The sequence below is a fragment of the Streptomyces sp. NPDC042638 genome (genome assembly GCF_040647235.1).
Taxonomy (GTDB): domain Bacteria; phylum Actinomycetota; class Actinomycetes; order Streptomycetales; family Streptomycetaceae; genus Streptomyces; species Streptomyces rameus.
Genome location: NZ_JBEZBT010000016.1, coordinates 91475 through 113165 on the forward strand (window position 1 = coordinate 91475; position 21691 = coordinate 113165).

The 21691-nt window shown below is 70.2% G+C and carries 17 protein-coding genes; 15 read left to right on the forward strand and 2 right to left on the reverse strand.

Annotated elements, in window-relative coordinates:
- Window positions 1-61: 61 nt before the first annotated feature.
- The 14 genes from AB0B40_RS15975 (at window position 62) to AB0B40_RS16040 (ending at window position 18154) form a co-directional block, all read left to right on the forward strand.
- Window positions 62-1321, forward strand: coding sequence for an ATP-grasp domain-containing protein (locus AB0B40_RS15975; protein WP_345054740.1), 1260 nt, complete (start codon window positions 62-64; stop codon window positions 1319-1321).
- Complete coding sequence (locus AB0B40_RS15980; RefSeq protein ID WP_345054743.1) at window positions 1321-2532, forward strand: ATP-grasp domain-containing protein; 1212 nt, start codon at window positions 1321-1323, stop codon at window positions 2530-2532. Before AB0B40_RS15975 ends, AB0B40_RS15980 begins: the two co-directional genes overlap by 1 nt.
- Before the next feature lie 138 nt (window positions 2533-2670).
- Window positions 2671-3213, forward strand: a complete 543-nt coding sequence (locus tag AB0B40_RS15985; RefSeq protein ID WP_362264124.1) for a cupin domain-containing protein — start codon at window positions 2671-2673, stop codon at window positions 3211-3213.
- A 54-nt stretch (window positions 3214-3267) separates the two neighbouring features.
- Entirely contained in the window at window positions 3268-4521 is a 1254-nt protein-coding gene (locus AB0B40_RS15990) for an MFS transporter (RefSeq protein ID WP_362264125.1), read from the forward strand.
- Between the two features lie 91 nt (window positions 4522-4612).
- Window positions 4613-6127 carry a DUF885 family protein gene (locus AB0B40_RS15995; RefSeq protein WP_345054751.1) on the forward strand — a complete coding sequence of 505 codons (1515 nt, stop codon included), beginning with the start codon at window positions 4613-4615 and terminating at the stop codon, window positions 6125-6127.
- A gap of 512 nt (window positions 6128-6639) precedes the next feature.
- Window positions 6640-8481, forward strand: a complete 1842-nt coding sequence (gene asnB, locus AB0B40_RS16000) for an asparagine synthase (glutamine-hydrolyzing) (protein ID WP_362264126.1) — start codon at window positions 6640-6642, stop codon at window positions 8479-8481.
- Window positions 8482-8532: 51 nt separating this feature from the next.
- Complete coding sequence (locus AB0B40_RS16005) at window positions 8533-9396, forward strand: TauD/TfdA family dioxygenase (RefSeq protein ID WP_345054756.1); 864 nt, start codon at window positions 8533-8535, stop codon at window positions 9394-9396.
- Window positions 9393-11018, forward strand: coding sequence for a GMC family oxidoreductase N-terminal domain-containing protein (locus AB0B40_RS16010; RefSeq protein WP_362264127.1), 1626 nt, complete (start codon window positions 9393-9395; stop codon window positions 11016-11018). The genes AB0B40_RS16005 and AB0B40_RS16010 overlap by 4 nt, the downstream gene beginning before the upstream one ends.
- A 247-nt stretch (window positions 11019-11265) precedes the next feature.
- Window positions 11266-12660: a hypothetical protein gene (locus AB0B40_RS16015; RefSeq protein WP_362264128.1), complete on the forward strand. Its 1395-nt coding sequence runs from the start codon at window positions 11266-11268 to the stop codon at window positions 12658-12660.
- Between the two features lie 4 nt (window positions 12661-12664).
- Window positions 12665-13360, forward strand: coding sequence for a methyltransferase domain-containing protein (locus tag AB0B40_RS16020; protein ID WP_362264129.1), 696 nt, complete (start codon window positions 12665-12667; stop codon window positions 13358-13360).
- A 40-nt stretch (window positions 13361-13400) separates the two neighbouring features.
- Complete coding sequence (locus AB0B40_RS16025; protein WP_362264130.1) at window positions 13401-14708, forward strand: diaminopimelate decarboxylase; 1308 nt, start codon at window positions 13401-13403, stop codon at window positions 14706-14708.
- Between the two features lies 1 nt (window position 14709).
- Entirely contained in the window at window positions 14710-15531 is an 822-nt protein-coding gene (locus AB0B40_RS16030) for a 2,3,4,5-tetrahydropyridine-2,6-dicarboxylate N-succinyltransferase (protein WP_345054768.1), read from the forward strand.
- Window positions 15532-15534: 3 nt separating this feature from the next.
- Window positions 15535-16749, forward strand: a complete 1215-nt coding sequence (locus AB0B40_RS16035) for an aminotransferase class I/II-fold pyridoxal phosphate-dependent enzyme (protein WP_362264131.1) — start codon at window positions 15535-15537, stop codon at window positions 16747-16749.
- 109 nt (window positions 16750-16858) lie between these two features.
- On the forward strand, window positions 16859-18154 hold the full coding sequence (locus AB0B40_RS16040) for an MFS transporter (RefSeq protein WP_345054774.1): 1296 nt from the start codon (window positions 16859-16861) through the stop codon (window positions 18152-18154).
- 83 nt (window positions 18155-18237) lie between these two features.
- On the opposite strand, the gene AB0B40_RS16045 is transcribed toward AB0B40_RS16040, so the two are convergent.
- Both AB0B40_RS16045 and AB0B40_RS16050 read right to left on the reverse strand, forming a co-directional pair.
- Window positions 18238-19344, reverse strand: coding sequence for a helix-turn-helix transcriptional regulator (locus AB0B40_RS16045; RefSeq protein ID WP_362264132.1), 1107 nt, complete (start codon window positions 19342-19344; stop codon window positions 18238-18240).
- Window positions 19345-19616: 272 nt separating this feature from the next.
- Window positions 19617-20705 carry an exo-alpha-sialidase gene (locus tag AB0B40_RS16050; protein WP_345054779.1) on the reverse strand — a complete coding sequence of 363 codons (1089 nt, stop codon included), beginning with the start codon at window positions 20703-20705 and terminating at the stop codon, window positions 19617-19619.
- A 273-nt stretch (window positions 20706-20978) separates the two neighbouring features.
- Here AB0B40_RS16050 and AB0B40_RS16055 point away from each other — a divergent pair, with 273 nt between their 5' ends.
- Window positions 20979-21572 carry a hypothetical protein gene (locus AB0B40_RS16055; RefSeq protein ID WP_362264133.1) on the forward strand — a complete coding sequence of 198 codons (594 nt, stop codon included), beginning with the start codon at window positions 20979-20981 and terminating at the stop codon, window positions 21570-21572.
- The last annotated feature ends 119 nt before the right edge of the window (window positions 21573-21691 follow it).

Here is a 21691-nt window from a genome sequence, read left to right on the forward strand (position 1 = left end):
CAGGACCGCGGCCGAACCCCGGCACCTACGAACCGAGCATCCACACGAAGGACACATCCGTATGACGCGAGCCGACGAGAAGCCACTGCTGTTGGTGATCACCAGCGGCCTTCGCCGCTACCGCGAGTACCTGTTGACCTCGATAGCGACCCGCTACCGCGTCCACCTGATCGACTCCGTCGAAGCCGACTGGGAGCTGCCCCACCTGGCGGGCTGCACGGTCGTGCCCGACACCGGGGCGGATCCGGTGCTCGGGGCCGCCCGGCGGATCGCCGCGGAGCAACCGGTCGCAGGCGTCATGAGCTGGCACGAGGAGCACATCGTGCAGGCCGCCCTCGTCGCCGAGGAACTGGGGCTGCCGGGCACCCGGGCGGCCGCCGTCAGGCGCTGCCGGGACAAGTTCGCGACCCGCACCGCGCTCGCCGCGGCGCGGCTGCCGCAACCCGCGTTCGAGCTGGCCGGCACCCTCGACGAGGCACTGGCCGCAGCGGACAAGCTGGGCTACCCGGTAGTGATCAAACCGCGCGCCGCCGGCGGGAGCCAGGGTGTGGTCCTGGTGCACGACGCGGCGGAACTCGCCGACCAGTTCGCCGCCACCCGGGACGTGCCCGTCCCGCACAACCCGGCGTTCGACCAGCTGATCCTCGTCGAGGAGTACCTCGACGCACCGGAGATCAGCGTCGACTCCGTGGTCTACCACGGCCGTGTCGTCCCGGTGTTCGTGGGCCGTAAGGAGATCGGCTTTCCCCCGTACTTCGAGGAGACGGGACACCGCGTCGCCGGCGCCGATCCGCTGCTCTCGGACGCCGGACTGCTGCGTACGCTCACCGACATCCACGCGGCCCTCGGCTACACCGACGGATGGACCCACACGGAACTCAAGCTGACCCCGGAGGGCCCCAAGCTGATCGAGGTCAACGGTCGGCTGGGCGGTGATCTGATCCCCTACCTCGGCATGAGGGCCTCGGGCGTCGACCCCGGCCTCGCCGCCGCGGACGTGGCCTGTGGAGCGGAACCCGACACGAGGGCCACGGCTGCCCGTCACGCGGCGGTGCGGTTCTTCTACCCGCCCGCGAACGACACGGTGATCGGGTCCGTCGACTTCGACCGGGCCGCGCTGCCCGCCGGCATCGACCTGGCGCAGGCGCTGGTGGGGCCGGGTGACGTGGTGTCACCGCCGAGGAAGGGCCTGATCGACGGCCGTATCGCGCTCGCGACCGCGGTGGCGTCGACGGAGGAGGACCTGCGGGCGGCGCTCGACCAGGCGCAGGCCGCGCTTCGGCTGTCCGTCGCGGGCTCCGGCGACCGGGCGGCCGGCTGATGCGCATCCTCGTCCTGCACCGCGTTCCCGACTCCTTCGTCCGTTACGCCGAGAACATCGACCACCGGGCGAACGACGTCACGTATGTGAGCGCCCCCGACCGCCTCGCCACACTTCCCTCGGGGGTACCGGCACGGTGCATCGAACGCCCCGGCACCGGCGACACCGCGACCGAGGTGCTCACCGCCGTCGCGGGTCTGCCCGCACCTGACCTCGTCATCGCGCTCTCCGAGTACGACCTGCTGCCGGCGGCACGCGTGCGGGAGGCCCTCGGCGTTCCCGGCGCGGGGGAACGCGAGGTGCTCCCGACCCGGGACAAGGTCGTGATGAAGTCGGCCATCGCGTCGGCGGGACTGCGGGCGCCGTACTTCGCCGCCCTGCCGGAGGCGCTCGCCGCAGGTCCCGCGTCCCTGCCGTGGAGCGGGCGAACCGTCCTGAAGCCGCTGGCGGGTGCCTCCAGCGAGGGAATCACGACGTACGGCACCGTCGCGGACGCACTGGCGGCGGTGCGCGGGGGCCTGCTCACCGCGTCCCCCGACGCCTTCGAGATCGAGGAGTTCGTCGAGGGCCCGATCATCCATGTCGACGGGCTGCTGGCGGCGGGCGAGCCCGTCGCCGTGCAGTCGAGCCGGTACGTGGGGACCTGTCTCGGTTACGCCGAGGGCCGACCCGTGGGGTCGGTGCAGACAGGGACCGACCCGGAGGTGGTCGACTGGACCCTGCGCTGTCTGCGCGCCGTCGGCATCCACGACGGCCCGTTCCATCTCGAGGCGATCGAGACCGCCGGGGGACTCGTCTTCCTGGAGGTCGGGGCACGCTTCGGCGGCGCCGACGTGGTCGACACCTTCGAGCTCGCCACCGGGGTGCACATGCCCTCGGCCCAGGTCCGGCTGCTCGTCGAGGGCGCCGGGCACCGTCCGCGGGTACGCACTCCGGGACCGGGTGAGAGGTACGGCTGGTTCGTCGTACCGGGGCACACCCTCGGGTCCGCCTACTGCCGGATCAGCGGGGAGAAGGCCTTCCGGCACGATCCGGTGGTCCGGCGCTGGGTGCAGCGTGCCGAGCACGAGCCGATCAAGAACGTGATCACTTACGCCGACTCCGATGTGCCCCTCGCCGGCGTGATCGGGCCCGCCCCCGCTGCCGTCCTGGAGAACTTCCTGACCGGACTGTTCGCCTCCGTGACGGTGGAGCCGGGATACGGCCCGTGATCCATGCACGGGCAGCGCACCCGCGGCACGGCCGCGTTCCGCCGCGGGCCACGGCGCACGTCGGGCGCGAACGGTGAGGCCCGCCCGACCCGGACCCTCCCTGACCAGTCACCACCGGACCCGTAGGAGCACAGACCGATGACCATCCAACCCCGCCTCGTCGTCACCGAACGCCGGAGCGACGGCAGTTCGGTGGTGGCCGGCGACGGGCAGCCGGCCCCGATCAGCGTCGCCGCGGCCCCGGGAATCGAGTTCTACCTGCTCTGGGGCACCGAGGACGGCGGCACCACCGTGGGCACCGGCCCCCGTCAGCCGAGGACCCTTCCGTTCTTCCCGGGTGCGGGCGGCACGCGCCTGCTGCTGGCCCGGTACGCGCCGCGGTCGTCCGTCGCCGAGCCCGTCGGCGACCCGGAGAGCCTCGCGGCCGAGGTCGCGGAGAAGCTCCCCGGGCTGACGGACGGGGACGAGCCGGACCGCCCCGGTCTGCACACCACCGACACCCTCGACTACGGCATCTGCCTCGAAGGCGAGTTGTACCTGGAACTGGACGACGGCCGGGAAGTCCTGCTGACACCCGGTACCTGCGTCGTGCAGCAGGGGACCCGCCACGCCTGGCACAACCGGGGCGACGAACCGGCCCTGATGTGTTTCGTGGGAATCGGTGCCACGCGCGAGTCCTGAACCGGGCCGGTTCGTCTCCGGAAGGCCTGTGACACGCACCGGAAGAGGAAGACTGTGAAGACGTATCTGACGGTGCTGCGCATCGCCGACTACCGCATTCTGTGGGTCGGCGCGCTGGTCAGCCTGATCGGTGACGGCGCGAGCTGGATCGCCATGTCGTGGCTTGCGGTCACGACCGGCGGCGCGGGCAGTCTGACGATCCTGGGGCTGTGCTATTCCAGCCCGATCGTCGTCGGCGGGCTGCTGGCCGGGAAGATCATCGACCGTTTCTCCCGTCGGAAGCTGCTGGTGGCCGACTGCACGGTCCGGGGCGCGGTGATGCTGAGCGTCCCCCTGCTCGCCCTGAGCGGCCTTCTGTCGATGTGGCACCTCTACGCGGTGGCCGCCGTCTACGGTCTGCTCAAGATCCTGCCCATCGGGATCATCCCGACCGTCATCCCGGACCTCGTACCGAAGCGTCACCTCAGTACGGCGATCGCCCTCGAATCCATAGCCACCAACGCGGCGGGGCTGCTCGGCCCGGCGATCGGCGGAGCGCTGATCCCGCTGATCGGGGTGAACTGGGTGCTCGCGGTGGACGCGGTCAGTTACTTCGCCTTCGCCCTGGCCGTACTGGGCATGAAGGCGAGGCTGGACAAGCCCGGGCACACGGTGGCCGGCGCCGGTTCCGGTGCCGGCCGGGGCGCCTGGGCGCCGGTGGTGACGTTCCTGCGCACCGACCGGGTCATGCTGGTCATCACCGTCGCGTTCACGACCTTCAACGTTGCCATGGGCATGCTGATCGTGGCGCAGCCGTGGCTGGCGCACGAACGGCTGCCCGGTGGCGCCACCATGCTGGGCATCCTGGTCGGCGTACTGGCCTGTGCGGAGATGGCCGGATCGGTCCTCGCCGGTCTCATCCCGCCCGCCGTGCGCCCCATGCTGAGGATCGGCGTGCTGCAACTCGTCGCCGGTGCCGGACTGCTGTTCCTGCTCGGCGCGCATCCGGCACTGGTCCTCGTGGGCCAGGTGGTCTGCGGCATCCCGGCGGCCGTGCTGGTCGTCTCCTCCCAGGCGGTGCGGTACGAGCGCACCCCGGAGGCCCTGCGCGGCCGGACGATGACCCTGATGCGGACGCTGATGCTGAGCGCCCTGCCGGTCGGCTCGGTGATCGCCGGACCTCTCCTCGGCTCGGGTCAGTACACGGCGATGGTCCTCGTCATGGTCGTACTGGCCGGCGGACCCGGACTGCTCAGCCTGCTGTTCGTCCGCAACGCCGTCGTCAACGCCCGTTCCTCCGAGCCCGTGGGGACGGCGTCGTCGCGCTGAGAACTCGCCGGCCGTCGGCTCGTTTTCCTGGCGCCCGGTCCGGAGCGCACCACCCGTTGGCAGATTCCGTTCGACCTGGAAGGGACGACCAGTGGCCGACCTCGCTGATCTCCGCGTCCGAGCCGCGCTGGAACTCGACTACGCGAAGGCACGTGAATACGTCGGGCTTCATGAGTACGACGGCCGCGTCCAGGACCTCTCACCGGCCGGGGTGGCGGCGGCCCTCCGGGACCTGGGCGGCGGCCCGCTGCCCGACGATCCCTTCGACGCCGCGGTGATGAAGGTTCACGAGGACGGGCTGCGGGCCTGGTTCGAGGAGGCGGAGGTGCACAGGCGGGACCCGCTCCTGCACGTCAGAGCCATGGACGTCGCGTGTTACGACCGGGAGTACGCGTCGCCGCAGGAGCGCCACCGGGCCAGGGAACTCCACCTCGCGGCGTGGCCGGAGGCCGTGGACAACGCCGTCACGTCGCTGGACCGCGTTCCCGCGCCGGTGGCGACCGCGTCGCTGGCGGCCGTACGGGGCCTGCGGGCAGGGATCGACGACCCGAGGGCCCGTGCCGCCGCCGACCGGCTCGCCGCGCACGTCGAAGCGGCCGCCCGGGAGGGCGACCCGTCGGCGGCCCTTGGCACCGGTCTGTTCCTGCGGCTGCTCGGCGCGGGCGAGGGAACAGACTTCGACGTCGCGGAACTGACCGAGACGGCGGAGCGAGAGCGGGCGAGGCTGTGGGCGCTCCTGGAGGAGGCCGTCGGCAGGTACGCCCCGGGCGAGCGGCCCGCGCACGTGGTGCCGGCCCTGTTGCGCGACCATCCGTCCACAGCCGAGGGCGTCTTCGCGGAGGCCGCGGCCCTGATCGACGAGGTCACCGCCTTCGCCCTGGACAGGGACCTCATCGGTGCGCCCGGAGGCGTCTGCAAGGTCGGGCCGGCACCGCCTTCGAGGGCGTTCGCCCAGGCGATGATGTCCTGGTCGGCGCCGTACGAAGCCGATGCCCCGAGTTGGTACTACGTCGTTCCCCCGCATCCGGACTGGTCCGCTGAGGAGGCCGAGGAGTGGCTCGCCGTGTTCAGCCGCACCTCGCTGCCGGCGATCACCGTGCACGAGGTCACCCCCGGCCACTACGCGCACGGGCGGGTGCTGCGCGGGCTCACCGGTGACGTGCGGCGGTCCCTGGAGTCTCCCGCGTTCGTCGAGGGATGGGCCCACTACGCCGAGGAACTCTTCGCCGAGGAACGCTTCCGTGACGGTGACCCGTTGTATGTCATCGGCATGGCCGTCGAGGCGCTGCTCCGGGTGACCCGGCTGGCCTGTTCGATCGGCCTGCACACGGGTGCGATGCGGGTGGAAGAGGCCGCCGCGCGCTTCGAGGCCGACGCGTTCCTCCGGGGAACGGCGGCGCTCGGCGAGGCCCGGCGCGGCACCGTCGAGCCGACGTACGGACGCTACACGCTGGGGAAACTGGAGATCCAGCGGGTGCGCGGCAGAGCGCGGGAGCGGTGGGGAAGGGGCTACACACACCGGCGGTTCCACGACGCTCTGCTGGCGCTGGGTATGCCGCCCGTCGGGCTCCTCGAACGGGCCCTGTTGGGCGATCTCTCCCGATGACACAGACCTGATCTTTACGTCCTGGCTAATTCATTGTGAAATCCTCGATGCCGGCGCCTCACTCAGGTATCGCGGTACGCCCACTGGCGGCGCATTCCTGCGGAGTCGGCGAGCACTACGTATGTACCGATTTGGTGTCGTACTTTCTTGAGTCAGCATGCTGCCATGCAGCTTGCTGTTCACTCGTGGCCATCCCGTTCTTGTGTGTGACCTGCCAATCTGATGCCTGTCGGCCCGCAGGGTCTCGACGGAGGACGCGGTGGCCGAGGAAACCGAGCGACGGAACGAATGAAGGTTGCTGTGGGTATGCACTTCCGTAAGTTTCTCGTGAATCCTATGGCGGTGGCGGTGGTTGCTGCGGGGGGCGCGGTGGGCGCCTCGCGTAACCGACCGGCGCGGAGCGCTGCGAAGGACACCGGCTGGGGCTGAAACGGCACGGCTCATCGTGGTGTCAACTCCCGGGTAATTCCGCTCCGAGTCGGATGTGCAGCACTGACCTAGGATGTGATCGAATGAGTGGCCTTGTGGGCTGGATCGACTTCCGGCGTGATCTCGTCAAGTATGAGGAAGTCATCCATGCGATGACGGACACCATGCGCGAGCGCGGCCCCGACACCAAGGGGGTCTGGATTTCCTGCAATGCCGCACTCGGGCACCGTGGCCTTTCCACCGCGGGACCGGTGAACGGAACCCAGCCCCTGCGTCTCGAGACGGGCCGGGGCACCGTGGTGGTGGCCCACACCGGCGAGATCTACAACTCGCGGGATCTGGCCCGGGACATCGAGAACTCGGGGGAGGCGCTCAGGACCGGCTCCACCGCCGAACTTCTGGGGCACGCTTTCCTGCTGTGGGGGAGCGAGTTCGTCACCCGGGTGAACGGCGCCTTCTCGTTCGCGATCTGGGACGTGCGGGCACAGCGGCTGGTGCTGGGGCGCGACCGCCTGGGCGTGAAACCCCTCTACTACTACGAGCACTCCGACGGCGTCCTCTTCGCCTCCGAGCCCAAAGGCATCATGGCCAACCCGCTCTTCGAGGCGCGGCTGGACATCACCTCACTGCCCGTCGTGCTGCAGCCGCGTCTCGCCCTGCCCGGCGAGACCCCGCTGGCGGGCCTGGCCGAGGTACCGCCCGCCACCCTCGTCACCTGTGCGGAGGCGGGGCTGTCCCGGCGGCGGTACTGGCGGCTCACCAGCCGGCCGCACCACGATTCCTTCGAGGAGACCGCGCGCCACGTCCGGGAACTGCTGGAGGACACGGTCGGCCGGCAGCTCACCACGGGCGTCCCGCTCGGCGCCATGCTCTCCGGCGGCATCGACTCGACCTCCGTAGCCGCGCTGGCCATGCGGGCGCTGCGCGAGGAAGCGCCGGACCGGGCACTGGAGACCTACTGCGTCCAGTTCGAGAGCGACCCGGCGCACTGGGTGGCGACCGAGCTGCGGCCGGACATCGACGCTCCGTACGCCGCGGCCGCGGCGGAGTTCATCGGCAGCCGTCACACCACGCTGACCGCGACGACCCAGGACCTCCTCGACGTCATCCCCGCCACCCGGCGGGCCCGGGACCTGCCGGGCTGGGGCCAGTTCGACGCATCGATGTACCTGCTCTTCCAGCGGATGCGCAGCGGCTGCACCGTGGCTCTGACCGGTGAGGCGGCGGACGAGGTCTTCGGCGGATATCCGTACTTCTTCAAGCAGGACCTGATCCGCGGCGGCCACTTCCCGTGGCTGGGCAACGGCCCGAAGCTCTCGGACTACCTCTCACCGGAGATCACCTCGCTGGTCGACCCGGAGGAGGACGAGCGTGCCCGGTACTCCCAACTGATCTCCGAGGTGCCGCGGCTTCCCGGCGAGGACGCGGAGAACGCGCGCATGCGGGAGATGTTCTTCCTCGGTCTCTCCGGCCCGCTCGCGGTGATCCTCGACCGCAAGGAACGCATGAGCATGTCCGTCGGACTGGACGTACGGGTTCCCTTCTGCGATCACCGGCTCGTCGAATACGTCTGGAACGTCCCCTGGTCGATGAAATCCCGGGGCGGCGTGAAGGGCCTTCTCAAGGCCGCGATGGCCGACATCCTTCCGGCGAGTACGGTCAACCGTAAGAAGAGCGCCTATCCGCACGTGCAGAATCCCGAGTACGACCGGACGCTCATTCGTGAGGCGTCCTGGATCGTCAATGACAAGGCCTCGTCACTGGCCTGGATGTTCGACACGGAGCGAATGAACGGTCTGATCCAGCGGATCACCGCCGACGAGCTGGATTCGGAACTGCCCGGCGGCTCCAACCCGGCGGCCCTCCTGATCCAGCTCGTCGAGATGCGGAACTGGGTGGACACGTACAAGGTCTCCGTCCGCTGACGGCGGTGAAAACCTCACCAGTAATCCCGGCCACGCAAAGGGAGTTCGTTCATGCTCGAACTGATACCGATCACTGATGGTATCGGAACGGAAGTCCGGGGAGTCGATGTCGCCGGTGGTATTTCGGACCGGGATTTCGACCGTATATATCAGGCCTGGATCGACACGACCGTGCTGCTCTTTCGTGGTCAGTCCATGACGCCGTCCCAGCACATCGCCTTCACCGAACGGTTCGGTGAGATCTACACCTACACCCGTTCGAAATTCAACCATGAAGATCACCCCGAGATCCTCATCCTCTCGAACGTCACACGGGACGGAAAACCGATCGGCTCGGCCTACAGCGGACGTGTGTGGCACACCGACGGGCACTACCTCACCGAACCCCCCGTCGGCTCCATGCTCTACGCACGCGAGGTTCCGCCCGTGGGCGGCGACACCTGGTTCGGCAACATGATCGCCGCCTACGAGGCGTTGCCGGAGAGAGTCAAGGAACGCATCGACGACCTCAAGGTCATCATCAGCCGGGTGCAGTCGCGGCCCTACAACTACCCCGACCGGCCGGCCCCCACCGCCGAGGAGCGGGCCGAATGGGTCGACGTCTCGCAGCCCCTCGTCCGCGTCCACGAGGTCAGTGGACGCAAAGCCGTCTACGCGGGCGGCAACGTACCCTGGCGCATCGAGGGGATGCCCGAGGAGGAGAGCGCGCCCCTGGTCACCTTCCTCCAGGAGTTCTCCGTCCAGCCCCGCTTCACCTACCGCCACAAGTGGCGGCCGGGTGACATCATCCTGTGGGACAACCGCAGCGCCATGCACCGCGCCACGTACTACGACCACGTGGCCCACCGCAGGCTGATGCACCGCACCACCGTCACCGGCCGACGGCCCCAGACGCAGGCGGGGACGGTCTCGTGACCGCGCCCGGCATGCGCAGGCACGACTACATCATCGTCGGCTCCGGCGCCGCGGGATCCGTACTGGCCGGCAGGCTGACCGAGAACCCGGCCATCAGCGTGCTGCTGCTGGAAGCGGGGCGCGAACGACGCAGCCCCCTGCTCACCATCCCCGCGGCCGAGACCGTGCTGATGGGCAATCCCCGCTACGACTGGTGCTTCGAGACGGACGCCGACCCCACCATCGACGGCCGTAGTGTCAGCATCCCCCGTGGCCGTCTCCTCGGCGGCTCCAACGCGATCAACGGCATGATCTTCGTCCGTGGCCAACGCCAGGACTACGACGAATGGGAGCGCCTCGGCAACCCCGGCTGGTCGTGGGACGGCGTCCTGCCGTACTTCCGCAGCATGGAACGCGCCCCGCAGATCGGGGGCGAGAGCCGGGGACGCACCGGCCCCATCTCCGTGGCACTGCCCCGTGAGCGGGACGAACTCTGCGACGCCTTCCTCGCCGCGGCCGTCAAAGCCGGCTACCAGGAGAACCCGGACTACAACTCGGGCGACCAGGAAGGCTTCGGCTACTACCAGGTCAACCACGAAGACGGCCGACGCTCCTCCGCCGGCCGGACCTACCTCAAGGAGGCACGGCGGCGGCCGAACCTCACACTCGTCACCGACGCGCACGTCTCCGGCCTCCGTTTCGACGGAACCCGCTGCGTCGGTGTGCGCTACCGGCACAACGGCGCCGACCACGAGGCGGACTGCGGCCGTGAGGTCATCGTCAGCGCCGGGACCGTCCAGTCGCCGCAGCTCCTGGAGTTGTCCGGCATCGGTTCCGCCGACGTCCTCGGCGCTGCCGGGGTACCGGTGGTGCGCCATGTGCCCGGTGTCGGCGAGAACTTCAGGGACCACTTCGCCGCCCGGCTGAGATGGCGGGTGCGCCGGCCGATCACCTTCAACGAGCGCTCCCGGGGACTCGGCCTCGTGCGGGAGGTCGTCGAGTACGCGCGCACCCGCCGCGGTCTGCTCAGCCTGCCGATCGCCCTCGGCTTCGGATTCGTCCGGACCTCGGAGCGGGAGGAGCGGCCCGACGTGCAATTCCACTTCGCTCCGGCCAGCTACGGCGAGGGGGCCAGCAGAAGGCTGGACACCTCACCCGGGATGACCCTCGGCGTGTACGCGCTGCGCCCGGAGTCCCGCGGCTCCGTCCACATCCGCTCGCGCAACCCGCTGACGGCACCGTCGATCCGGCCGCGATTCCTCGACACGGACGACGACCGCACCAGACTCGTCGAGGGAATGCGCATCGCACGCCTCATCATCGAACAGCCCGGCCTCGACCCCTACCGGGCCTTCGAGCTGACGCCCGGCAGCGACGTGCGCACGGACGACGAACTCCTCGCCTACGCCCGTGCCCACGGTGACACCTCCTACCACCCGGTCGGAACGTGCCGCATGGGCAACGACCCGATGGCGGTCGTCGACGAACGGCTCCGGGTGCACGGGATCCACGGACTGCGCGTGATCGACGCCTCCGTCATGCCGACGTTGGTGTCCGGCAACACCAACGCCGCCAGCATGATGATCGGGGAGAAGGGCGCCGCTCTGGTGCTGGAGGACCACAAGAGTCGGGCCCCCGTATGACCGGCGCCCCCACGGCCGCACCCAGGCGTGTCTCCCCCGGTCCGCTCGGCGGCGCCCGCACGCTCCGCGAGGCGTAGGAGTGCAGGCCCGGACATCCCGCGGACAGCTGTGCGGGCCATCGGAACCGCCGGCTACGCAAGCGCTCCGGGCCGGCGCGACCGCGCGGGCCCGGCACGCCCGACGGGCCCGGTCACGCCGGAGCACCCGTCGACGCTCACTGATGTCGCTCTGAAGTTGGGAGATACGCGTGTCTGAAAAGACCTCAGCCGACCGGTTCGACTACGGGACCAACCTGAGCCGGGCGGGTTCGTACCGCGGCCACCGCAGCGCGTTCTGGCCCCCGGTCGCCAAGTACGAGCTGTCCTGCCTGAACTTCGCCGGCACCACACCCGACCTCGGTGACGGGTTCCTCCGCGGCCTCGCCGACCTCAAGGACGAGATCGAGGCGGAGTGGAAGCGCGTGAAGGAAGTCGGCATTCCCGCCCGCCGGCGGTTCAACCAGCCGCTGCCCGTCGCCGAGGCGATGCGCCGGATCGCCGAGTACCTGCCCGGCCACGCCGACCGCCGAGCCGTCACCCTGCGGGCGCAGGCCGTCCAGCACGGGTACGACGACGACATCCTGCGGGAACTGGCCGCACTCCAGGAGGACTTCACCGTCGTCGCCGGACAGGTCTCCACCTGGTACGGCAAAGAGGTCAAGGGCCTGCCGACGGCTTTCGCCTGCCGTAGCGACGAGGCGCACCAGTCCCTGGTGACGGCCGCCCTCGGCGCCGACGAGGAGGTCGCCGCCTATCTGCGCGGCCTCCACGCCGACCTCCGGGTCGGTGATCTGCCGGCCTTCGGCGCCGCGCGACTGTTCTTCATGGCGGGGGAAGGCAATCTGCACCCCAAGCACATCGCCTACTTCCTCCCCGAGGACGAGGGAGTCAAGTACTCGCCCTTCAAGAAGACCTACTACTTCACCAATACGCACCGGGCGGTCCTGGAGAACATCTCCGCCCCGCTGGCCGCCAGGTTCCTGAACACCGACGTCAAGTTCGACCCGACCGACGAGCGGTTCGACGCCATTCCCACGCTCGGCGTCCTCAGCCACGAACTCGGGCACTTCGTGCACCGTCCGGCCACCGATTTCAAAGAGCTGAACGCCGCCGACCGCTGGGCCTCCGTGGTCCTCCAGGAGGTCGCCGCCGACGTCTTCGGCGTCCTGATCCTCGCCGACGTGTGGGCCGCGGAGCTCGGCATCGCCCAGGCCGACGTCATCGCCTACTACCTCGCGGAATGCCTGCGCTACGCGGACCGCGGCTTCGGGCACTTCCCCGACAGCGACGGCATGTTCCTCCAGCTCTCCTACTTCGTCCAACTGGGCGCCCTCGCACTCGAAGAGGAGAACGGCCCCCGGCTGACGGGTGACTCCCAGGTCGTCCTCGCGGGGCTGCGGTCCCTGGCCCGGGTGCTGGCCGACGCGCTGCTCGCCGGCCGGGCGAAGCCCGCAGCCGCACTGCACCAGGCCTTCGGACCGGCCACCCTCGCCCCCCTGCGACCACTGGTCGAGGAACTGCGCCGACTGCCGGCCAAATCCATCGAGTACACGCAAGAGCACATCTACGTCCCCGGCACGTCCACCACCTCAGCGAGGAGCTAGGCAGATGACGCAGACGACCCAGAACCTGAACCTGGTCCGCGACTACTACACATCGCAGCGCTCCGTGGGCGAGGAGACGACGAACATCTACGCCATCTGGGAGAACGGCGGAGCGTTCAACGACTCCGTCACCCCGTCGACCTACATACCCGAATACCGCTCCCACATGGTGGACAAACTGCTCGCCCTGACCCAGGAGGGGGGAAGCGTATTCTCCCTCGGTTGCGGGAACGCGGCCGTCGAGGGTGTGCTCGCGGCCCGCGACCGGACCGTCCGCGGGATCGACGTCAACGAAGAGGCGGTCGCACTCGCCCGGCAGAAGGGCGTGGACGCCTTCACCGCCGACTACTTCGCCCTCCGGCCCGAGGACATGCGTGACACGGACGCCGTCTACGCCGACGGGTTCCTCGGCCACGTCTTCGACACGAAGGACCACGTAGGGCCCGCCCTCGGCAAGCTGGAGCAACTGGAGCTGAAGGCCGGGGCGCACCTGGTGTTCTCCAACGACGCGCCACAGGACCCCGAGGCGGACTTCGCTCCGCACGAGCGGGTGGCGGACTTCTGGTTCATCTCCAAGGACTACCTCCAGGACGCCCTGGCCTCCGTCGGTTACGTACCCGTGGAGAGCTACTACTTCTCCTACGACCGCCCGCTCAGCGGACCGCGCAACCGCACGGTCTGCATCGCGCGGGTGCCCTGACAGCGGCCGTCACCGGCTTCCATCACAGCGAGGGGGAGAGTTGCCCATATCGGATGGGTTCGCCCAACGGCTGCTGCCCGTACTCGGCGACATCGTCGCCGCCTACGGAACCCCGTTCCACATCTACGACGCACGGGGGATCGTCGATACCTACCGCGGCATGGTCGCCGCCTTCGCCGACGAGCCCTTCCGTGAGTACTTCGCCGTCAAGGCCCTGCCCAATCCGCATGTGCTGTCCCTGCTCCTGCGTGAGGGAAGCGGCCTCGACTGCGCCTCCCCGGTCGAACTGGAGCTGGCCGAACGACTGGGCGCGACCGGCCGGGACGTGGTCTTCACGTCGAACAACACCGCTCGCGCCGAGTACGACCTGGCCCTCAAGACGGGGGCCCTGGTCACCTTCGACGACAGGTCCTTCTTCGACAAGACCGAGACCCTGCCCGACACCGTCGCCTTCCGGGTGTCGCCCCACGGCCTCTCCGCCGGTTCGGCACTGATGGGGGACACGGCGCACACCAAGTTCGGCGTGCCGGTGGACCAGTTGCCCGACGCCTACCGGGACGCGCGGCGCCGGGGCGCGACCCGCTTCGGCATCCACGGCATGACCTGCGCCAACGAACTCGATGTACGCCGGGCGAGCCGGGCGGCCGTCGACGTGATCGAACTCGCCGCGCAGATCGCCGACACGACCGGTATCGCCTTCGACTACCTCAATGTGGGAGGCGGTCTGGGCATCCCGTACCGGCCGGAGGACGAGCCGCTGGACTTCCAGGACTACGCGGACGCCATCCTGGCGGCGAGACGGCGCTGCTTCCCCGGACAGGACGGCCCGCGGATCCTGATGGAGTGCGGGCGCTACGTGACCGGCCCGCACGGAGTCCTGGTGGCGAGCGTCATCAACCGCTCCCGCAAGGCCCGCGACATCGTCGGTGTGGACGCCTCGATGTCCGCCCTCATGAGGCCCGGGTTCTACGGCGCCTACCACCACGTGACCCTCCCCTTCGCCACCGGGCGGCCCGAGTCCGAGTTCGACGTGGTCGGGGCGCTCTGCGAGAACATGGACAAATTCGCGGTCGACCGTTCGCTGCCCGACCCACGCGAGGGCGACGTCGTCCTCATCCACGACACCGGTGCCCACGGACATGCCATGGGTTTCACCTACAACGGACGCCTGCGGCCCGCCGAGCTGCTCCTGACCGAGGACGACGACGTCGTCGAGATCCGCCGGGCGGAGCGGTTCGAGGACTACCTGGCCACGGTCCGCCGGCAGCCCGAGACCGTGCTCGGCGCGGCTGGCCGCCGGTCCCGGCACCACGAGCACCCGAGCGACACACGAATCAAAGGTGAATAGTGTGCAGAACAGGACGCTGATCGAAGAGGCCTTCGAGCGCCGTACCGCGTTGACCGAGGACGAGCTGCGAACGCTCGCGCCGCACGTCGAGACCGGCCTGGAAGCCCTTGACCGGGGCGAACTGCGAGCCGCGAACCCGGTGGGCGGAGCCTGGATCACCGACACTTTCGTCAAGAAGTTGATCTTGCTCTCGTTCCTGACCCACAGCAACGCGCCGTCCACGTCCGGCGCCGGGCAGCCCAAGAGCTACGACAAGGTACCCCTCAAGTTCGAGGGGTGGCGGGACAGCGACTTCGAGAAGGCACGGATCAGGGTCGTGCCCGGCGCGATAGTCCGCCATGGGGCCCATGTGGCGCCCGGAGCGGTGCTGATGCCGTCGTTCGTGAACATCGGCGCGTACGTCGGCGCCGGCACCATGGTCGATACCTGGGCGACGGTGGGATCCTGCGCGCAGATCGGCGAACGCTGCCACATCTCCGGCGGCGCGGGGATCGGCGGTGTCCTCGAACCGATCGGCGACGACCCCGTCGTCATCGAGGACGAGGTGTTCATCGGGGCGCGCAGCGAGATCGCCGAAGGCGTGCGGGTCCGCCGCGGCGCGGTCATCGGCATGGGCGTCTTCCTGGGACGTTCGACGCCCATCGTGGACCGGGCGTCGGGTCGGGTGTTCCACGGCGAGGTGCCCGAGAACGCCGTCGTGGTCCCCGGCTCGCGCACCGACCCCCGCCGACCCGAACTCTCGGTCTACGCCGCGGTCATCGTGAAGTACGCGGACGAGCGGACGCGGGGCAAGACGGCACTGAACGATCTGGTGCGAGACTGACCGATGAAGCCTGTCCGCAGCGCATTCGCCCGCCTGCGCGATCTGCTCCACGGCGTACCCGCGCCACCGGGGCTCGACCCGATCCCGCTCCAGCTGGGCGAGTCCCGGCTGGGTCCCCCCTCGATCGACGTGGCACCGCTGGCCGTCGCCGAGCACTGGACCCGCTATCCCCAGCTCGGAGGCAGCGCCGAGCTGCGCGACGCGTACGGCCGGTGGCTGGAGCGCCGCTTCGGGGTCCGGCGCAGTCTCGCCGAGGGGCGGATCGCCGTCGAACCCACCCCGGGTACCAAGCAGGCGGTGGCGGTGGCGGTGGCCGTCGCCTGTGCCGTCGAGCGTGCCCGTGGCCGGGGAGCGCCTGCGGTGGTCATGCCGAACCCCTTCTACCCGACGTACCGCGCCGGCGCCGAAGCGGCCGGCGCCGAAGCCGTCTTCTACACCCTGGACGACGACGGCGATCCGGCGCCCGTCGCGGCGGCCGTCGCCGCCGCGGGCGAACGGGTCGCCGCCGTCGTCCTCTGCAACCCCGGCAACCCCCGGGGCGAAATCCTCTCCGCGGACGCCCTGAGCGTGGTGGCGAAGACCGCCGCCGAGGCCGGGGCCCTGCTCATCGTCGACGAGTGCTACACGGACCTGTCACCCGACCGGACACCACCGGGGTTCCTCTCCTCGGTGGAGCGGGACCTGGGCGCGCCCGGGCCCTTCCTCGTGCTGCACAGCCTGTCCAAGCGGTCGGGGGCGCCGGGACTGCGCAGTGGCTTCGCCGCCGGCGACCCGGAGACCGTGGCCGCCTACGCCGGCTACAACAGAGTGTGCGGTGTCTCGGCTCCGGCACCCGTCAACGCCGTCGCCACCGCCCTCTGGTCGGACGACGCGCATGTGGCGGTGGCCCGCGCGTCGCTGGCCAGGAACTGGGCGCTCGCGGACGCGATGCTGAAGGACGTCCCCCACTACCGAAGGGCCGCAGCCGGTTTCTTCCTCTGGCTTCCCGTGGCGGACGACGAGGAGACGGCCCGACGCCTCTGGCGCCATCACGCGCTCACCGTCATGCCCGGCCGCTACCTGGCCGCCGCCGGAGCGGACGGGGTGAACCCGGGGGCCGGGCACATACGAATCGCCCTGGTGCACGACGAGCTCGTGATGCGTGAGGCACTCACTCGGCTCGCGGTGGCGCTGGCGCCGCCCGGGCCGCCCGGGCCCACCCCGGGCGCAGAGAGGTGACCCCGGCGGAGGAGCCCGCCGCGGTGCCGCGCCGGAATGCGGTCCCGGGCGTCATGGAACGTGTCCCAATTCCCTACAGAACTGCTGACAATGGATCGGGGAAGCCCACATGACTTACTGGTCGGCGGTGGACGACATGTCCGTCACCTCCCCGCCCCCGCGAAGAGGCCGCCAACTGCTCGCGGCATCCGTCGGCAACGTCGTGGAGTGGTACGACTGGCACATCTACACCTTCCTGGCCGTCTACATCGCCGCCGAGATCTTCCCGCAGGGGGCGGAGAACTCCCTGGTGCCGCTCCTGTCGACGTTCGCCGTCTTCGCCGTCGGGTTCTTCGCCCGGCCCCTCGGCGGTCTGCTGCTCGGCTCGGTCGCCGACCGCAAAGGCCGGCGCGCGGCGCTCACCACCACCCTGTTACTGATGGGCGCCAGCTGTCTCGTGGTGGCGCTCACCCCCACGTACGAGGCCTCGGGAGCCCTCGGCCCGGTGATCCTGGTGCTGGCCCGGCTGCTCCAAGGGCTCTCCGCGGGCGGGGAGTTCGCGGCGAGCACCACGTTCCTTGTGGAGTCGGCGGGGCCGGGCAGACGCGGGCTGTACTCCAGCTTCCACTACGTCTCCGCCACCACCGGGCAGATCCTGGCCTCGGGGACGGCCGCGCTCATGGTGCTCACGCTCGACGACGACTCGATGCACGCGTGGGGCTGGCGGATCCCCTTCCTCGTCGGCGCGTTACTCAGCCTCCTCGGCCTGTGGGTCCGGTACGGCGCCCTGGAGACCCGCAGCGACGTGCGGCCGACCGCTCGCGCCGGTCTCTTCGAGGCCCTGCGCACCTGCCCCCGGGAGTCTCTGCTGATCTGCGGCATCACCATGGGCGGCACCATCGCCTTCTACACCTGGACCGCCTATCTGCCCACGTACGCACAGGTCAACGAGGGCTTCGACAAGGGACAGTCGCTCCTGGTCGGCACCATCTCCCTGATCTTCTTCGCACTGGTGCAGCCGCTGGGCGGCATGCTCTCGGACCGGATCGGCCGCCGCCCGATGCTCATCGGCTTCGCGGGCGGCTTCGCCGTGCTCTGCGTGCCTCTGCTGAACCTGGTCTCCGACTCCTTCGCATCGCTGCTGTTCGTGCAGTGTGCCGGGCTGCTGCTCCTCACCGGTTACTCCTCGATCGCGGCCGCCGTGAACGCCGAGGTCTTCCCCGCCCGGGTGCGTGCCGCAGGCATCGGGTTCCCGTACTCCCTCACCGTGGCGCTCTTCGGCGGGACCGCCCCGTACATGGGAACGCTCTTCAGGGAACTGGGCGTTCCCAGCACCTTCCCCTGGTACGTGGCCGTGCTGTGCCTGCTGTCCGGGCTGGTGTATCTGCGGCTGCCGGAAGGAGCGCACAAGCTGCTGGAGCGGTGACCCACGAGCGTGCCGGTCCGGGACACGGGCACGTGTGAGCCCGCCCCGAACCGTCCCGGACCGGCGCCGTGGTCCTTCCGGCGTCATGTGTCCATACGCTCCCGGGCGGCCAGCAGATAGCCCGCCTGAAAGCGGCTCTGCGCTTCCAGTTCGGCCATGATCTGAGCGACGTGACGTCGGCAGGTGCGGACGGACATGCCCAGACGGGTGGCGATGGAGGCGTCCGTCATGCCCTCGGTGAGGAGACGGATGATCATCTGCTTGAGGCCGTCGGTGATCCCGGCCCGGGTGTCGATGTCGACCGGCAGCGGCTCGGCGGCCAGCCACAGCCTCTCGTACGTACCCACCACGAAATCCACCATGTTCGGCTCCTCGATGAGGGCGGCCGCGTGCGACTTGCCCGGCACGGCGATCAGCGCGATCTTCCGGTCGAAGATCAGCATGCGCGTGAAGCGGTCGCTGACGGTGCGCACCTGGGCGCCGAGGCCGGTGACCAGGTCGATGTAGACGTGGGTGCCCCGGCTGACGAGGGCCGTGCGCTGGTACAGGATCTTCATGCGGACGCCCCGGCCGAGGGCCTCCTTGTCTCGGGGGGCGGCCTCCTCGAGAACGCTCTCCTCGCGTCCGCCCCCCGGCTGCGCGGTGAGGATCTCCTCCTTGCAGTGGCTCACCAGATCGTCGATCACCGCACGCACGTCGGCGAGGCTGTCGAGCACTTGGACACCAGTTCGGTGCTGATGGTTCGTCATGCTCGCCTCGAACGCGGGCATGAAGGAGATGAACTCTCTGCGCATCCTCTCTATCCGGGCACGCTGTGTGCGCATGTCACGTTCCAGCGGACCGAGCACGTCGGTCGCCGCTTGATCGGGTGGCACCGCTATGAGCCTGTCGCCCGCGTGGCGGCACAACAACCCCATCCTCAGGAGATGTTCGACGCAGGCACCGGCTTCCGCTTGAGGCAGCAGAAGCTCTGCGGCGAGCTCGGTGGCCGGGACGCCGTGTCCCGCGTCATGGTTCAAAACATGGCTGTACACCCGCTGCAGCGTCCCTTGTAATGCGGCTTCGTTACTCACGTGGCCCTCGGTTCGTCGCTTGCTGTTGTTGCGGATGCACCCAGCGTGGGCGCGCGGCAAGATGATGGTGCATACACAGGCCACGGCGCACCCCACTGTCCACATACCGAGCAGCATGTTACGGAACGTAATGCCTGCCTGTCCGGGCTCCGCGCTTCTGTCAGGAGGATGGGAGTCGGCCGGCTGTGAACATGCTCATCTGCGCGCGGTCGCCTGGCCGTTGGAGACGGGTGACCAGGCTGGGGGCCACGGCGCGCGCCGACTCCGACCGGCCCGGGGCCGCAGCACGTCGCCCCGGAGACACGACCATGGGGGCGCGGACGGTCGCGCGGCCACGCCGACGCGGGTCGAGCCGTCGGCCCCGGGCTCGTGAACGCTCCTGCCCGCGGTCAGCCGACCACCGCCGCCCGCACGCACAGCACGTCCGGCAGGTGCGTGGCCAGCGACTGCCAGCTGTCGCCGTCGTCGGCCGAGGCGAACACCTCGCCGTTGCGGTTGCCGAAGTACACCCCGGCGGGGTCGCAGTCGTCCGTGCACAGGGCGTCCCGCAGGACCGTGCCGTAGTGGTCCTCCGCCGGCAGACCCTCGGTCAGCGGCTCCCAGGTCACGCCCGCGTCCACGGTGCGGAAGACCCGGCAGCGGCGCTCGGCGGGCACGCGGTCGGCGTCGGCGTTGATCGGGAAGACGTACGCCGTGTCGCCCCGGTGGGGGTGCGCGGCCACCGCGAACCCGAAGGTGGTCGGCAGGTCCGCGCCGATGTCGGTCCACCGCCCGCCCGCGTCGTCGCTGCGGTACACCCCCCAGTGGTTCTGCAGATACAGCCGGTCCGGGTCGCCCGCGTCCCTGGCGACCTTGTGCACGCACTGGCCGAACTCCGGGTACGGATCAGGCAGGAAGACCGCGGACACCCCGGCGTTGGCCGGTGACCAGCTCGCCCCGCCGTCGCGCGTGCGGAACACCCCCGCCGTGGAGACGGCCACCGTCACGGACCGCGGATCGCGGGCGTCGGTGAGAATCGTGTGCAGGCCCTCACCGCCGCCACCCGGAACCCATCGCCCGCGGGTCGGGTGCTCCCACAACGGCCGGACCAGCTCGAAGCTCTCGCCGCGGTCCTCCGAGCGGTACAGCGCGGCCGGTTCCGTGCCCGCGTACACCACGTCGGGCTCGGCGGCGGCCGGGTGCAACTGCCAGACGCGCTCCAGGGAGGCGCCGGTGTCCCCGGGGAACTTCACCGCGGGCCGCGCCGGTTCGGTCCAGGTGCGGCCGAGGTCGTCGGAGTGGAACACCGAGGGGCCCCAGTGGGCGCTGTCGCCGCCCGCCAGCACCCGGGGCCGGGCGCCCCGGGTGTCGACCGCGACCGAGTAGACGGCCTGCGCGTTGAAGTAAGGACTCTCGTCGAACTCCCAGGGCCCGCCGCCCCGCCGCCGCCCGATGAACAGGCCCTTGCGGGTGCCCACCGCGAGCAGTACCTCGGCCATGCCGATCACCTCCGGGACACCGTTGTCCAGGTAGTCGTCAGATATCGGCCAGTGTGCACCCCACCACTGACACTCTCCCGCGGTTCGGGTGTCCGCGCAGGTCAAGGGCTGTGTCGCCGGGTTGTGGCGAAGATCGCGCCGTCCTGTTCCGGCATGCGCCTGCGCGAGAGGGGTGTCTCGTGCCACCGTCTGGGGGACGGCTCGTCGTGAGCAACGGAGCGGACTCTCCCGTATGGGAGGGCGCTCCGGCCGGTCGGTGCGCTCGTGAGGAGGATGCCCTTGAAGGCGTTCCGTGGTCCGAAGGTGTGGCTGTGGCGCTGGCGGCGCAATCCGCTCAAGCGCCGGGCCGACGTGGTGGAGGCCTGGGTGGTGCTCGGTGCCTGCCTGCTGACGGTCCTGGCCGGTGTGCTGGCGGGCCTCACGGCGACCCGGTCGGTGGAGCACGGACTCGCCAGGGAGCGGGCCGACCGGCGGCCCGCCGTGGCCCGCGTGGTCGCGCTGGTCCCCGGATCGTCCCCTGCACAGAACAGTCATGCCTCCGCCGGTGAGCGGGTCCGGGCCACGGTCCGTTGGACGGCTGCCGACAGCTCCGCCCGCACCGGCCAGGTCCGGGTGGCGGCCGGCAGCGAGCCCGGTACGCCGCTCACCGTCTGGACCGACCCGCGGGGCCGGCTCGCCTCCCGGCCCACCACCGCCTCGGAGGCGGCCTTCCGGGCCGCCCTGATAGGCATCCTGGTCGGAGTGAGCGCCGCGGCCGTCCCCTTCGTCGGCGGCCTGGCGGTACGGGGCCGCCTGGAACGCCGGCGCATGGACGCCTGGGACACGGAGTGGTCCCGCCTCGGCCCGCAGTGGGGACGCATGGTCTGACACCGCCTCCGCGCGCCCGTGCCGTCCGCAGTGGGGACGCATGGTCTGACACCGCCTCCGCGTGTCCGTGCCGTCCCCTGCGACCCGTCGGCCGTCGGCTTCGCCGCCCTCCGTGCCTG

Coding starts and splice junctions, on each gene's coding strand:
- AB0B40_RS16050 (WP_345054779.1), bottom strand. CDS start 20,705: ATGGCCGAGGTACTGCTCGCGGTGGGCACCCGCAAGGGCCTGTTCATC.
- AB0B40_RS15975 (WP_345054740.1), top strand. CDS start 62: ATGACGCGAGCCGACGAGAAGCCACTGCTGTTGGTGATCACCAGCGGC.
- AB0B40_RS16040 (WP_345054774.1), top strand. CDS start 16,859: ATGACTTACTGGTCGGCGGTGGACGACATGTCCGTCACCTCCCCGCCC.
- AB0B40_RS16005 (WP_345054756.1), top strand. CDS start 8,533: ATGCTCGAACTGATACCGATCACTGATGGTATCGGAACGGAAGTCCGG.
- AB0B40_RS16035 (WP_362264131.1), top strand. CDS start 15,535: ATGAAGCCTGTCCGCAGCGCATTCGCCCGCCTGCGCGATCTGCTCCAC.
- AB0B40_RS16045 (WP_362264132.1), bottom strand. CDS start 19,344: ATGCTGCTCGGTATGTGGACAGTGGGGTGCGCCGTGGCCTGTGTATGC.
- AB0B40_RS15980 (WP_345054743.1), top strand. CDS start 1,321: ATGCGCATCCTCGTCCTGCACCGCGTTCCCGACTCCTTCGTCCGTTAC.
- AB0B40_RS16055 (WP_362264133.1), top strand. CDS start 20,979: ATGCCCTTGAAGGCGTTCCGTGGTCCGAAGGTGTGGCTGTGGCGCTGG.
- asnB (WP_362264126.1), top strand. CDS start 6,640: ATGAGTGGCCTTGTGGGCTGGATCGACTTCCGGCGTGATCTCGTCAAG.
- AB0B40_RS16020 (WP_362264129.1), top strand. CDS start 12,665: ATGACGCAGACGACCCAGAACCTGAACCTGGTCCGCGACTACTACACA.
- AB0B40_RS15985 (WP_362264124.1), top strand. CDS start 2,671: ATGACCATCCAACCCCGCCTCGTCGTCACCGAACGCCGGAGCGACGGC.